Raw genomic sequence first — 13672 nt, 5'->3', positions numbered from 1 at the left:
CAGGCCTATTCGGCCCTTGCCGCTGAAGTCTCGGCCAGTGCGTTGTACAGCCAGTCGTGGGCGCGGCCGATCGTGACTCGGGGGCCGAGGAGTTGGTCTGTCAGGGACCAATAGCGGTGGATTCGGGGGTCGGAGTCGGTTGCGTCGCGTAAGAGGTGTTCGCGGAATTCTCGGGTGTCGCGTTCGCCGCGGGCGGTGGCGTGGGCGGTGACGAATCGGTCGAGTTCGTTGCCGGAGTGCGGGGGGATGCCGTCGGCTACGAGGGGCACGACGTCGATCATTATCTCGCCCATCGCGTGGTAGAGGGCTCGCGGGTCGCGGATCAGGTCGGGGCGATCTCGCCAGTATTGGTGTCGGACTGCGTTGTTCAGGTCGGGGCTGGAGGCGAGGGCGGCCAGTTCGGCGTAGGTGACGACCTCGTCGACTGATGGGTCGGTGGGCGGTTCCGGGACGTTCCAGCACACCCAGCCGTCGCTGTCGGACCGCGGAATCGGTGTGAGAATGCGATGCCAGAAGCGAATGAGGTTCTCGTGCAACGCATTACCGTCCTGGGCTGCGGCCAATAATGCGAGCCGTTCGGCGCGTTGTGCCGGGGCGGCGGCCTCCATGGCCCGTACCGATGCGCGACGCCAGGCCAGTGAGCTGAATTCGATATCGAGCTTGGCGCTTTCGGCGGCGATGGCCTCTTCCATCGACTGTTCTCCGCGCAGGACGCCGGTGATCGAGTCCAACCCGAGTCCGAGTGCCCGTAATCGCCGCACCAGCAGCAGTCGTTCGGTCGCGCTGTCGGCGTCGAACATTCGATGTCCGCCGCCGCTGCGCTGGGATTCGAGAATGCCTTCGTCGCAGTAGAACCGGATTGTGCGCACCGACAGCCCCGAGTTGCGCGCCAATTCCCCGATGCTCATGAGCGCAGCGGTCTTTGTGTCGTCCGTCACAAGTTCTTGAACCTCCACCCCACTGGAGCTTTTAGCGTACTGGCACTGCCGTTCAGGTATGTGTCGTCACAGCGAGGAGAGTGTTTCGTGGCCAGCACGCAGGAAGAAATTGTCAGCGGGATCGCGGAGATCGTCGAAGAGGTGACGGGAATCGATGCGTCCGAGGTGACGATCGAGAAGTCCTTTGTCGAAGACCTGGAAATCGATTCGCTGTCGCAGGTGGAGATCGCGGTCCAGTTGGAGGACAGGTACGACGTCAAGGTCCCCGACGAAGACCTCGCCGGCCTGCGGACCGTCGCTGACGCGGTCGCGTACGTCCAGAAGATGGAGGCCGAGAAGCCGCAGCTCGCCGCGGAAATGGAGGCGAAATACCAGGAAGGTCAGGCGAATTGAGCGATACGGTGATCGCCGATACGCGGTTGGATCCCGCCGCCGTCGAGCTCGGCAGCTTCTTCCGGCAGCCGCCGGACGCGGTATGGCGGGCCCTGACCGACCCGGATCTACTCGAGAAGTGGCTGCTCCGGCCGACCGGCTTCGCGGCATCCGCCGGAACCCATTTCCGATTCACCACCCCGGATTCGTCGATAGACGAGATCCTCTGCGAGGTACTGACCGCTCGTCCCTGCGAGCGACTGTCCTACACCTGGACATATCCACGGGCCGACTACCCCACCCGATGGATTGTCGACTGGGCGCTACACCCGCAGGGCCATGGCACCCGACTCCTGCTGACGCAGACAGGTTTCGACATCGAGGACCGCCGCCAGAAGATGGCCCGCAACGCCGTCGAACGCAGCTGGAAACGACTCCTGCTGCCCCGCCTCGGCCAGGTGATCCTCCACTGACCTCGACCGGCTGACATCCGGTGTCGCAGGTGATCGCGCCGCCTGCGACACCGAACTGTCCCGAGGACTCGAACCCCTAACCAGCGTTAGCGGTGCAAACCACCTTGCTGATCCCCGTCGCCGACAGATCCGCCGACCCGACATTCGCCAGCATCGCGGGCGGGTAGTACTGGGAGAGGCTCTCGTAAGCGCTGCGCAATGCGGTCGCGCGATCGCGCCCCGTGCCGGTGCCCACCGCGAGATTGTCGGTGTCGTCATTTCGATACACCAGCGCGCCACACCCGTTCGCCCAGGTGATCATCACCTGGCAGTCGGTGGCCCCTTCCCACCCGCACTGATCCAACGCCTCGGCCATCGCCGCGTCCGCGCTCGGCGCATTCACGCTGCTGCCATAGATCCAGTTGTCACCGCTGAACGCGATCGACCCATACAGTCCGGCCGCATCAGCGGTACCCGCACCGATCGCCGACCCCGCCGCAAGACCAACCGCCGCGACCGCGACAACGGCCTTACCCATGAACTTCATCTAACTCTTCCCTCTTCGAACAAGCACCAACACAAACTTGACGAATCATGTCCGATCACCCCGAATTCGCCCAATGCATATCGGACATAACGCCCATACCTCCACCGGCGATCCTCGCCGCCGCCCGGCACGGGATGATCTAATCGCCTCATGGAGAAGTTCGACGCATGGCTCGACGAAATCCGTGATGACAGCGACGAATTCTCGTACCGCGTAATCTATTCCGCCTATCTGAAGGCCTCGAGCGGCTTCGAGTCCCAAGGCGTCGAGTCCTCGAGCCGGCGACTCCCCGACGGTGGTTATGAGATCCGCGCAGGTCGAACATCGATAGTCCTGGCCGACGACGCCGAGCGGGAGGCCCTGGCCGCCTACATGGAGCGCCGCTACTGTGGCGACCGCTACCCGAACATGCGCGCCTGGGAAAGTCAGCAACACGACTGGTACGTCGAAGACCTCCGCAACTGGACAAGCGACGGCTGGTCCGGCCCCGGTTGACCAGCCCGCCTGGACGCCTGGCTCGACCGTCTCGCCAACGCGGACGCCGGAACGTGGCTTTGGGCGTGGGGGAATCAGAGCATTCTTCCCGAGATGAGTCGGGACTCCGTTGTTGTCCGTGATTGGCTGCTGGCGCAGGGGTATTCGGGGCTGGCGGAGCCGATGATCGATGCCGACGATCAGATGGCTGCCATGTTGGCCGCCATTGCCGTGCGGGTGACCGCGGCTCCCGGCTTCTATCGGGGGACGGGAAGTGCCGCAATACCGTTCATCACGTTCGGTCCGGTCACTCTTACCGCGGAAGACGGGACGAGTTCGACCTTCCAGATTGATATCGAGGTGGAGTCCGCCGCGGAATGAGGGCGGTGTGACTCCGCCGTCGAGATGTCAGATGCCCAGGAAGGTGCGGACGGGGCCGGTGAGGATGCCGGTGGTGAGGGCGTCCAGGGCGGCGGGGTCGGTGGCGGTGGTGGGGACGGTTCGGGTGTCGCAGGTGGGGTGGGCGGTGGGGGTTTCGGCTTGTTGTTGGAGCCAGGCGAGGGCGGCGGGGGCGCCCAGGAACCATTCGCCGGTGTGGGCGGAGGCGGGCATGGCGAGTTGTTCTCGGCGGTAGGTGACGGGGGTGCCGGCGGCGCAGTAGGTGGCGACCAGGGTGTCCATGCTGGTGATGAGGCTGCCCTCGTCGTCTATGGCGTTGTAGATGTAGAGGGAGGTGGTGGGGGCGGTGGCGCCCAGGGCGCGTTCCTCGAGGGCGGCGTTGATGGCGGGGTCGGTGAGAATCTGCTCGATGGGTTCGGTGAGGAACTGGTCGGCGTCGAGACCGAGGCTGGACACCATGTTCTGGGGTGTGCAGTTGTCGGCGGCCTCCGCGATCTTCTGTTTCCCAGCGGGAGTGAGGTAGCGGTTCATGGCGGCGGTGAACGCGGGGGAATCCTGCATGACGCCCATCAGCGCGACAGGAAACAGAAGATCGCGGAGGCCGCCGCCGACGGGCGTGCCGTTCATGGCGAGCATCGCGACACGAGGGTCGGCGACCGGTGCGCCGGCTGCCGTCCCGACCAGATTCAGTTCGGGCGCGTACCGCGGCTGTTCCTGTGCGGCCCAGGTGCTCGCGATGCCGCCACCGGAGTAGCCCCACAGGAGCGCGGGGGTGCCGGGTCCCGACAGGGCGGCCGGTTCGAACGCCTCGACAGCCCGAATACCGTCCAGCACGGTGTAACCGGGCTCCTTCGGCGTCGAGTAGTGGTTGTCGACGCCACCGAAGTCCGGCACCGAGACCGCCCAGCCGCGAGCCAGCCCGGCGGCGATAAACGCGGTCTCACCGGACATCGTGGTCAATTGCAGCGGGCCGGATTTCGACGGATCGATCCAGGGGACATGGCCCTGGAACAACGCCTGGGACGGCTGGCACTGCGGCGCGATCGCGTCGGTCATGTTCTGGAACGACAGCAGTGCCGTCGGCCGAGTCGTGTTCGCGGTCTTCAGGACCGTCGTCACCGCGGCATAGGGCTGACCGTTCGCCGCGGTGGTCCGATACAGCAACTGCCACGCCTGGACCGGCCACGGGACCAACTGTGAATAGCTGGCTTGGATCGGTCGCACGCGGAGGATCGTCCCGGGCTGTTGCGTCGCATAATCTTCGGGCGGCGTGTAGAAGGAGTCTGCGGTATTGGGTACCGCCGACGCCGGTGCCGCCATGACGCTCGTGGCCCCCATCAAGGCTGCGATCGGTATCGCCACTCGCGCGAATCGCGTGAAAAATGTTGTCCGGTAATGATATTTACGGCTCGACGACATCGGCCACCTCCCCTTCGGCGCTCGAACTGTAACAGGTTTCAATTCGAACCGGGTTGCTGTTCGCGAGCGTTTCGAAGAACTGCCGGACGAGTACATTCGAGGAGTGACGCTCGGTATGGGGGAGCCGTTGGCGGGCGCGCGATTGCGGGCCGCGATCCGGGAAGCGCATGCCGAGGCGATGCGGGCGGTGGCGGCGGCGGAGCCGGGGGAGCCCGCGGTGCCCCGGGATCTGATCGAGTTACTGGCGTTGCAGCGGCGGGTGGCCGTGATCGCCGAGCAGCTGGACGCCGAATCGGTGGCTCTGCGGGTGCGACGCGAGGACGATTGGGGATGGGATCGACTTCGGAGGGAAGGTAGTTCGATGAGTGTCAGTCTGGCCAAGGGTGGGAATATCTCGCTGTCGAAGCAGGCGCCGAATCTGACGAAGGTTTCGGTGGGGCTGGGGTGGGATGTGCGCAGCACCACCGGGGCCGATTTCGACTTGGACGCCAGCGCCATGGCGTGCGGGCCGAATCAGCGGGTGGTGTCGGACAAGCACTTCGTGTTCTACAACAACCTGCGCTCGCCGGAGGGGACGATCGAGCACACGGGCGACAACCTGACCGGCGCGGGGGAGGGCGACGACGAGGTGATCAATGTGGACTTGGCGGCCATGCCGCCCACGATCACGAATATCTTCTTCCCCGTATCGATTTACGAGGCCGAGGCGCGGCGGCAGGCGTTCGGGCAGGTCCGGAACGCGTACATCCGGGTGGTGGACGCGGTCACGGGGACGGAACTGGCCCGGTTTGATCTGACCGAGGACGCCTCCACCGAGACGGCCATGGTGTTCGGGGAGTTGTACCGGCACGGCGCGGAATGGAAGTTCCGGGCCATCGGGCAGGGGTATGCGTCCGGATTGGGCGGAATCGCACGGGATTACGGCGTCAACGTCTGACCCTGCTTCAGGCCGGAGTCCGGTAGCAGCGTGACCACGCGGGCTCGCGGACCCAGGCGAAGCCCCACGCGGATGGCCGCGACCACATTCGCGCCGGAGGAGTTTCCGGCGCGCAGGCCCTCCTCGCGGGCCAGCCGATGCGCCATGGCCTCGGCCTCGGGACTGGAGACCGGCACCACCTCGTCGACCAGGGTCGGATCCCACAGGGGCGGTGGATAACCCAGGCCGATGCCCTCGATCCGGTGCTCACCGGGCGGGCCGCCGGACAGCACGGGCGACTCGGCGGGCTCCACTGCCACGACGTGGATCCGCCGCTGCTTGTGATAGCGGAGCAGCGCGGCGCTGCCGCGGAGCGCGGCGGCACTGCCGACCGCCTGAACGAACGCGTCCACCCGGCACTCGGTCTGCGTCCAGATCTCCTGCCCCAGACCGTGATAGCCGGTGATGGCGTCGGTGTTGTTCAGGTGATCGGGCCAGAAGGTGCCGGGTTCCCTGCTCTCCCGCTCGGCCGCGGCGGTGGAGTCGACCAGTCGCAGCCGATACCCCTTGGCCGCGCACACCAGCCCGAGCGCGGAACCACTACTGCCGCACGCGTATTCGACCACTGTGTCACCGGGTCGCAGCCGCCCGTCCCGCTCGGCCACCGCGATCATGGCCTGGGCGGCCCGATCCTTCATGCTGCCGGACGGATTCTGTCCCTCGAGTTTCACCAGGATCTCCGCGCACCCCTCGGGCGTCACCCGGTGCAATCGCACCAGCGGAGTGTTGCCGATCGCCGCCAAGACGTTGTCGCCGATGAACATGATCCGCGCCGACCCTTCCCGGGCCCCGACTGGGCTCGGGTTCGATTGTCCGGCAGCGGGGCAGGCCCGCGGGCCGGATCGGCGCAGGTTCGGCCCGCGACGAGGATTCGGCGTGCGCTGGAGGTTCAGTGCGCGAGCGGCGCGCCGATCACCGGCAGCGGCTGCGGCCGCTTGGCGACCCGCTGGTCACCGGAGGAGATTCCGCGCAGCCGGCGCATGGCCCACGGCCCCAGCGCGGTTGCCGCCCACTCGAGTTCGGCCGCCATCGACCGCAGCAGCCCCTGCTGGGGCAGTGCGGGAATGAGCGGACGGGTCCAGGTGTCGTCGGAGCCGGGCAGCCGCAACGCCTCGGCCATGGCCTCGGCGATGCGCTGATGCCCGAGCGGACTGGCGTGCAACCGGTCGGGACTCCACAGCCGCGGATCGGTGACGACGGCATGATGCCCGGTCTCCGCGATCAGGACCCCGTGCCGCCGGGCCGCCGCCCGCAACCGCTCGTTGAGGATCGACACCCGCCCGCGCAGCGGCCGGGCCAGCGGAATCGTCTCTGCGACATCGGGAAAGGTCAGGGTGGCCACGACCGCGCCGGTCGCGGTGAGCGCGGCGAACATCGCCTCGACGTCCGCGACGATGGCGTCCGGATCGAAGTTGGGGCGCAGCAGGTCGTTCATGCCCGCGAGCACGGTCGCCAGATCGGGCCGCAGCGACAGCGCCGCGTCCAACTGGTCGGCCCGGATCTGCCCGGCCAGCTTCCCGCGCACCGCCAGATTGGCATACGACAGGCCCGGATTGGAGGCGGCCACTCGCTCGGCCAGCCGGTCCGCCCAGCCCCGCAGGCCGGTCCGGTCGTCGCCGTCGCCGACGCCCTCGGTCTGGCTGTCGCCGAGCGCGACGTAACGGGTGTAGGTGCCATCGGTCATGGCGGATCGGCCTTTCGGTGACTGTCCGTGGATCATCCCAGGAAACCGGCGGCTACGGCGGCCCCCGCGAACACGTTCACGCACCCGCCGCCTGGCGTTCGGCCGCCGCTGCCTCCCGTTCGATTTGCGCGACGGCCTCGGCCTGGATCTGCGCGAACTGGGCGGCCATGGCCCCGGCCAGCGCCTGCGCACCGGAGAGCGGGCGAACCATGACGGTGAACTCGTCGATCTTCCCGTCGGCGTCGAGGTGCAGGAAGTCGCACCCGGTGATGCGCTTGCCCGAGACCGTCGTCTCGAACACCAGCGCGTGATCGGCGGCGTCGGGCGCGCCGATCTCCTTCACGTACCGGAAGTCCTCGAACACCCGCAGCACCCCGCGCAGGATGGCCGCGGTGATGGCCTTACCCGGGTACGGCTTGAAGGCGACCGGGCTGGTGAACACGACATTGTCGGCGAGCAGCGCTTCGATGGCCGCGGCATCGCGGGCCTCGACGGCCTGACGGAACGCGTGCATGATCCCTCACATCCTGGTAGTCAAATCATTGCCTATTTATTCGAACGGTAGCTCGTGGCCGCATGAACTGTCCAGGGTTCATATAGACAATTAGTTCACTATCCAGCTCGCGGCCGGGTGTGGAGACGACGACGGCCCGATCCCCTGCGGAACCGGGCCGTCGCGGCGGGCGTTATGTGCCGATGACCCCGTACTGGGTCAGCAGCTCGCCGATCTCGTTGTTGCCGAACCGCTTCGCCACCCCGCGCCACAGCAGCTCCGGCCCGGGCAGGTCGATCGGGTCGCCGTCGCGCAGCCGCGTCATGGCCGTCAGCAGCGTGCGGATGTCGTAGGTGGAGTTGAACACCTCCGGCACACCCCGCTCGATGTCGAGCAGCTGATACGCCGCCTCCATCCCGGTGCGCACCGAGTACTCGGTGGTGAAGATGCAGTCCCGGCTGGTCTCCGCGAACTGGCCGATGAACGCGAAGTTCACCGAACCCGCGGGCACCACGTCGGGCCGGTCGCCGGCCTTGCGGGGCATGAAGAAGGCGGTCACGTACGGCATCATCACCGGCACGCAGCGCGCCGCCTCGGCCGCCAGTTCGGGGATGTCAGACTCGGGCACGCCCAGGTGGTACAGCCATTCCTGGGTGATCTCCGCGCCGGTGCACTCCTGCATGGTCTTCTTCACGTAGTCACCGGGCTTGTCGGCGAACAGCGCGTACACCCAGACCACGATCTGATCCTTGGGCTGCTGCTTGAAGTGCGGCTGCCGGTTCACCGTCCAGCTCATCAGCCAGCTGGAGTCCTTGACGGTGACGATGCCGCCGGTGACGACCTTGCCGCTGAAGGGATCCCGCTTACAGATCTTCTGAATGTATTCGGGGATGCGCTGATCCAGCGTGGTGACGGTGGCCGACTCCCACTTGGTCTCGGGGATATGCGAGCCGAACACGTCGGGCCGCCCGAAAGCCTCGTCCTTGGCCGCGATGCGCCGCCACAGATCCCACGCCGGCGCCGGGCCCTCGTTCAGCTGGGCGGGCGTGTGCTGGTCGCCCTCGTCGGAGTTCTCGGTCAGCGACCCGATGGTCATCAGCAGCAGATCGTCCGGACCCAGGTCCACCCCGCCGTCGACTCCCTCGGAAGTCCAGTGAATCCTGGTGGCCTGCTTGCGATCCCCGCTGATCTCGAAGTCGACGTCGGTGACGGTGGTGTCGAACGTGAACGTCACGCCCTGGTCCAGCAGCCACCGGTACAGCGGCAGCACCAGCGACTCGTACTGGTTGTACTTGGTGAACTTCAGCGCCGAGAAGTCCGGCAGCCCCCCGATGTGGTGCACGAATCGGTGCAGGTACAGCTTCATCTCCAGCGCGCTGTGCCAGTCCTCGAAGGCGAACATGGTGCGCCAGTACATCCAGAAGTTGCTCTCGAAGAAGTCCTTCGAGAACACCTCGTTGATCCGCTTGCCCTCCATCTCCTCCCGGGTGGCGAGGAAGATCTTGGTGACGTCCTGCTGCGCCTTGTCGTTCAGCGTGAAGAGGTTCTTGGTCTGCGCGCTCTGCCCGCGATTGACGGTGGCGCGCTCCAGCGAGAAGTTCGGGTCGTCCTTGTTGAGCCAGTAGAACTCGTCGAGCACGCTGGCGTCCTCGACCTCGATGGACGGGATGGACCGGAACAGGTCCCACAGGCATTCGAAGTGGTTCTCCATCTCGCGGCCGCCGCGGATGACGAAGCCCTTCTTCGGTTCCCTGATGCCGTCGAGCGCGCCGCCGGGGATCTTCAGCTCTTCCAGAATGGTGATCTTGTTCCCGGGCATCCGGCCATCGCGGATGAGGAAGGCCGCGCCGGACAGCGAGGCGAGACCCGACCCGACGAACCAGGCCGTCTTGCCATCCACGCCCGCGGGCTTGCGGGGCCGTGCGAAGGCTTCGTAGTTGCCGCTGGTGTACTCCATCAGAACTCCTGTCCGTGGGGGATCGGTCTGGAAGAACGGTGTGCGCCTAGGCCGTGTACTTGTAGAACCCCTCTCCGGTGGCGATGCCGAGCTTGCCCTTGTCGATGTAGTTGTCCTTGAGCCACTGCGCGATTCGCTGTCCGGTGGCGTCACCGCTCATCAGGATGTTGTAGGGCGTGGTGAGCCCGATGATGTCGAGGATCTGGAACGGCCCGGCCGGAGCGCCGGTGCCGATGCGCCAGGTCTTGTCCACCGCCTCGGGCTCCGCGTAGCCGCCCTCGGCGAGGTTCATGGCCGCGTTGAGCAGCGGCACCAGCAGCGAGTTGAGGACGTAGCCCGCCTTCTCCTTGTGCAGTTCGATGGGCACCATGCCGATGGCGGAGGCGAAGTCCACCACCGCCTGGTAGACGGCCGGATCGGTGTCGGGGGTGCCCATGATCTCGGCGGTGTTGAAGTGCCACACCTGATTCGCGAAATGCAACGCCAGGAACCGGTCGGGCCGACCGGTGAAATCCTTGATGGCGCTGGGCAGCAGGGTGGAGGAGTTGGTGGCGAAGATGGTGCGCTCGGGGGCCAGCTTGCCCAGCTTCTCGTAGATCTCCTGCTTGAGTGAGAGCACCTCCGGCACCGCCTCGATCACCAGGTCGGCATCCGAAACCGCCGCGCCCAGATCGGAACTGAGCGCGATGCCCGCCGCGGTCGCCTCGGCCTTGCCGTCGCCCGCACCGGGCACCTGCTCGCGGTAGGTGGCGGCCAGCTTGTCGAAGCGCCCGCGGGCCGCGGTCAGCGCCGCGTCGTCGATGTCGTATCCGGTGACGTCGAAGCCGCGGAACGCGGTCTGGAACGCGATCTGGGAACCCAGCACACCGGTGCCGAGCACGGTGACCTTGCGGATCTCGATGCCCATTGTCATTGCCTCCCTGTGGATGTGAAGTATCCGGCGATTATCTGTGCGATCTGCGCCCGCAGATCCGCCATGGCGTCGTGCCCGGGATGCGCGCCGGTGGACGGCCGGGCCAAGGCCAGGTGCAGCACCGCGAAGATGCTGCGACCGGCTACTCGCGCCCGCTCCTCGACCTGTGGTGACCCGGTCGCGCCGGAGTCGGCGACGAGCCGTTCGGCGATCATGGATTCCAGCCGGGCCACCAGGGCCAGGCCCTCGGAGCGGTACTTGTCAGTGGGTGAGCCGAACAGCAGTTCACGCTGATAGACGATGGTGTTCTCGGGTCGTTGCGCGGCGGTCCGCAGCAGCGGGCCCAGCATCTCGCACACCGCCGCGACGGTATCGGCCTGCGCGCGAGCCTGATCCGCGCCGACCTCCAGCGCGGTGCGCAGCTCCTCGTTGTAAACCATCAGCAACAGTTCGCCTTTGGTGGCCGCGTAGCGGAACAGCGTGCCCGCCGCGATATCGGCGCGATCGGAGATCTGCTGGGTGGTGACCCGGTCGAAGCCCTGTTCGGCAAACAGGGTCGCGGCCGCCTCGAAGATCCTGGACTGTTTGTCGTGCATCTTGCGTTGCCGTCGTCCGACGTGCGCCGATGTGGCCGTTGTGGCCATCGGACACCTCCAACCCTGCCTGCGGAACTGAGTGGACTCAAAAATGAGCGTACTCCAAGCTACTGAATCCGCAACCCTGCCCCGACCGGCCGGGCGTATGTTGTGGGCATGGCCACGCACCTCACCCACTGGGGCGTTCTCGAAGCGGACAGTGACGGCGAACGGCTGACCGCGGTCCGCCCGTGGCACGCGGACCCCGAACCCACTCCGCTCATCGAGAATGTCGCCTCGGCCCAGCACCATCCGGCCCGCATCGACCAGCCTTATGTGCGGCGCGGCTGGCTGGAACACGGCCCCGGGCCCGGACCGCGCGGCGCGCAGGAGTTCGTGCCGGTCTCGTGGGAGACCGCGCTGGATCTGCTGGCCGGTGAATTGGCCAGGGTGTACCGGGAATTCGGTGCGGGCGCCGTCTACGGCGGCTCCTACGGCTGGGCCAGCGCGGGCCGATTCCATCACGCGCAGAGCCAGATTCACCGATTTCTCAACTGCCTCGGCGGTTACGTCTCGCATCGCAACAGCTACAGCCTGGGCGCGTCGACGGTGTTGCTGCCGCACATCCTCGCCGATATGGGCACCATCATGTCCCGGGCCACCACCAAGTCGGTGCTGGCCGAGCACTCGAAGCTGATCGTCTCCTTCGGCGGTCTGTCCCCGAAGAACGTGGTGGTCTCGCCCGGCGGGGTCTCCAAGCACAACGGCCGCGGCTGGATCGAGACCGCGCACGCCAATGGCTGCCGCTTCGTCACCATCGGCCCGCTGCGCGACGACTGCCCGGCCGAGGCGCACACCGAATGGATCGCGTCCCGGCCGGGCAGCGATGCCGCGCTGATGCTCGCGCTGGCCCAGGTGCTGGACGCGGAAGGGCTGGCGGACAACGCTTTCCTGGACCGCTACACCGTCGGCTACGACCGCTTCCGCGACTATGTGCGCGGCGCGGCGGACGGCATCGTCAAGGACCCGGACTGGGCCGAGCACATCACCGGTGTTCCCGCGGACCGGATTCGCGCCCTCGCCCGCGAGATGGCGGCCACCCGCACCCTGGTCACGGTGAGCTGGTCGCTGCAGCGGGCCCGCTACGGGGAGCAGCCGCTGTGGCTGGGCGTGGTGCTGGCCGCCATGCTCGGCCAGATCGGTCTGCCCGGAGGCGGATTCGGCCACGGCTACGGTTCGGCCGGGAATGTCGGTCTGGCCGTGCGGGTCACGTCCCCGCCGAAACTGCCGCAGGGGCGCAACGCCGTGCACGACTTCATCCCCGTCGCGCGCATCGCGGACATGCTGCTGAACCCGGGTGAGCCGTACGAGTACAACGGCGAGCATCGCACGTATCCCGCCATCCGCCTGGTCTATTGGGCCGGTGGCAACCCCTTCCATCACCACCAGGACCTAGCCCGGCTGCGCACCGCCTTCGGCCGGCCGGACACCGTGGTGGTGCACGATCCGTTCTGGTCGGCCACGGCCCGGCACGCCGACATCGTGCTGCCCTCGACCATGACCCTCGAACGCGACGACTACGGCTCGGGCGAGGGCGACCGCTACCTGTTCCCGATGCCCGCCCTGACCCGGCCGCACGCGCAGGCCCGCGACGACTACTGGATGTTCGGTGAACTGGCCGAAAGGCTCGGCATCGGTAAGGAATTCACCGAGGGGCGCACGGATCGGGAATGGCTGCGCCACCTCTACGACGAGTGGCGCGACCGATTGAGCGCCCGCGGCCACGAGGTGCCCGACTACGACACCTTCTGGTCCGGGGAATCCCTGGACCTGCCCCTCGAAGCCGAGGAGCACGTCGCCTTCGCCGACTTCCGCGCCGACCCGGTCGCTCACCCGCTGCACACCCCGAGCGGGCGGATCGAGATCTTCTCCGAGACCATCGCGGGCTTCGGCTACGACGACTGCCCGGGCCACCCGGTGTGGCTCGAGCCGGACGAATGGCTGGGCGGCCCGCTGGCGGCCCGGTTCCCGATTCAATTGGTGGCCAACCAGCCTCGGACCAAACTGCACAGTCAGCTCGATATCGGCGCGCACAGCCAGTCCTCGAAGATCCGGGGCCGCGAACCGGTCCGGCTGCACCCGGACGACGCGGCCGCGCGCGGTCTCGCCGCGGGCGACATCGTCCGGATATTCAACGATCGCGGCAGCTGCCTGGCCGGGCTGGAGATCAGCGATTCGGTGCGCCCGGGCGTCGCGCAGCTGTCCACCGGCGCCTGGTACGACCCCGACCCCGCCGACGCGACCTTCTGCCGCCACGGAAACCCCAACGCGGTCACCCGGGATCGCGGCACGTCCCGCCTGAGCCAAGGGTGCACGGGCCAGCTGTCCCTGGTGGAGATCGAGCGCTACACCGACCCGCTCCCGCCCCTGACCGTCACCGGCCCACCCGCCATCGTCGACCTGTGAAGGCTGC

Annotated in this window: 15 protein-coding genes; 6 read left to right on the top strand and 9 right to left on the bottom strand. The window is 67.1% G+C overall.

Going from position 1 to position 13672, the window contains the following annotated elements; genetic code table 11:
* Positions 1-5: 5 nt before the first annotated feature.
* Positions 6-938: a MerR family transcriptional regulator gene (locus ACFYTS_RS26440; protein WP_387307921.1), complete on the bottom strand. Its 933-nt coding sequence runs from the start codon at positions 936-938 to the stop codon at positions 6-8.
* Positions 939-1025: 87 nt separating this feature from the next.
* Here ACFYTS_RS26440 and acpM point away from each other — a divergent pair, with 87 nt between their 5' ends.
* Complete coding sequence (acpM, locus tag ACFYTS_RS26435) at positions 1026-1331, top strand: meromycolate extension acyl carrier protein AcpM (protein ID WP_387307919.1); 306 nt, start codon at positions 1026-1028, stop codon at positions 1329-1331.
* Positions 1328-1783, top strand: a complete 456-nt coding sequence (locus ACFYTS_RS26430; protein WP_387307917.1) for an SRPBCC domain-containing protein — start codon at positions 1328-1330, stop codon at positions 1781-1783. Before acpM ends, ACFYTS_RS26430 begins: the two co-directional genes overlap by 4 nt.
* 76 nt (positions 1784-1859) lie before the next feature.
* Here the strand turns inward: ACFYTS_RS26430 and ACFYTS_RS26425 are convergent, their stop codons facing one another.
* The gene (locus ACFYTS_RS26425) at positions 1860-2309 is read right to left on the bottom strand and encodes a DUF4189 domain-containing protein (RefSeq protein ID WP_387307915.1); all 450 of its coding nucleotides are present in this window, start codon (positions 2307-2309) and stop codon (positions 1860-1862) included.
* Positions 2310-2459: 150 nt separating this feature from the next.
* On the opposite strand from ACFYTS_RS26425, the gene ACFYTS_RS26420 reads away from it, so the two are divergent.
* Together ACFYTS_RS26420 and ACFYTS_RS26415 are read left to right on the top strand one after the other, a co-directional pair.
* Positions 2460-2804 (top strand): hypothetical protein, encoded by a 345-nt coding sequence (locus ACFYTS_RS26420; RefSeq protein ID WP_387307913.1) that lies wholly within the window; start codon positions 2460-2462, stop codon positions 2802-2804.
* Between the two features lie 9 nt (positions 2805-2813).
* A complete protein-coding gene (locus ACFYTS_RS26415; protein WP_387308058.1) occupies positions 2814-3164 on the top strand; it encodes a DUF6882 domain-containing protein in 351 nt (116 codons plus the stop codon).
* Positions 3165-3191: 27 nt separating this feature from the next.
* Here ACFYTS_RS26415 and ACFYTS_RS26410 read toward each other — a convergent pair whose 3' ends face one another.
* Positions 3192-4406 (bottom strand): lipase family protein, encoded by a 1215-nt coding sequence (locus tag ACFYTS_RS26410; RefSeq protein WP_387307911.1) that lies wholly within the window; start codon positions 4404-4406, stop codon positions 3192-3194.
* 556 nt (positions 4407-4962) lie between these two features.
* Between ACFYTS_RS26410 and ACFYTS_RS26405 the strand changes: the two genes are divergently transcribed.
* A complete protein-coding gene (locus tag ACFYTS_RS26405; protein ID WP_387308056.1) occupies positions 4963-5538 on the top strand; it encodes a TerD family protein in 576 nt (191 codons plus the stop codon).
* On the opposite strand, the gene ACFYTS_RS26400 is transcribed toward ACFYTS_RS26405, so the two are convergent.
* The 6 genes from ACFYTS_RS26400 to ACFYTS_RS26375 all read right to left on the bottom strand — a co-directional run bounded on the left by ACFYTS_RS26400 (position 5520) and on the right by ACFYTS_RS26375 (position 11268).
* Positions 5520-6341 (bottom strand): PLP-dependent cysteine synthase family protein, encoded by an 822-nt coding sequence (locus tag ACFYTS_RS26400; protein WP_387307909.1) that lies wholly within the window; start codon positions 6339-6341, stop codon positions 5520-5522. The genes ACFYTS_RS26405 and ACFYTS_RS26400 overlap by 19 nt on opposite strands.
* Positions 6342-6466: 125 nt before the next feature.
* Positions 6467-7261 carry an SGNH/GDSL hydrolase family protein gene (locus ACFYTS_RS26395; protein ID WP_379272376.1) on the bottom strand — a complete coding sequence of 265 codons (795 nt, stop codon included), beginning with the start codon at positions 7259-7261 and terminating at the stop codon, positions 6467-6469.
* Between the two features lie 76 nt (positions 7262-7337).
* Positions 7338-7775: a nuclear transport factor 2 family protein gene (locus ACFYTS_RS26390; protein ID WP_387307908.1), complete on the bottom strand. Its 438-nt coding sequence runs from the start codon at positions 7773-7775 to the stop codon at positions 7338-7340.
* 172 nt (positions 7776-7947) lie between these two features.
* A complete protein-coding gene (locus ACFYTS_RS26385; RefSeq protein ID WP_387307906.1) occupies positions 7948-9711 on the bottom strand; it encodes an oleate hydratase in 1764 nt (587 codons plus the stop codon).
* 46 nt (positions 9712-9757) lie between these two features.
* Positions 9758-10618 (bottom strand): 3-hydroxyacyl-CoA dehydrogenase, encoded by an 861-nt coding sequence (locus tag ACFYTS_RS26380; protein ID WP_357288073.1) that lies wholly within the window; start codon positions 10616-10618, stop codon positions 9758-9760.
* A 2-nt stretch (positions 10619-10620) separates the two neighbouring features.
* Entirely contained in the window at positions 10621-11268 is a 648-nt protein-coding gene (locus ACFYTS_RS26375) for a TetR/AcrR family transcriptional regulator (protein WP_387307904.1), read from the bottom strand.
* 108 nt (positions 11269-11376) lie between these two features.
* On the opposite strand from ACFYTS_RS26375, the gene ACFYTS_RS26370 reads away from it, so the two are divergent.
* A complete protein-coding gene (locus tag ACFYTS_RS26370; protein WP_387307902.1) occupies positions 11377-13665 on the top strand; it encodes a molybdopterin-dependent oxidoreductase in 2289 nt (762 codons plus the stop codon).
* Positions 13666-13672: the final 7 nt, after the last annotated feature.

Source organism: Nocardia sp. NPDC004151 (genome assembly GCF_042874235.1).
Classification (GTDB): Bacteria; Actinomycetota; Actinomycetes; order Mycobacteriales; family Mycobacteriaceae; genus Nocardia.
Note: the sequence above shows the minus strand (reverse complement) of the source record. Positions and strands in the feature narration are given on the sequence as shown.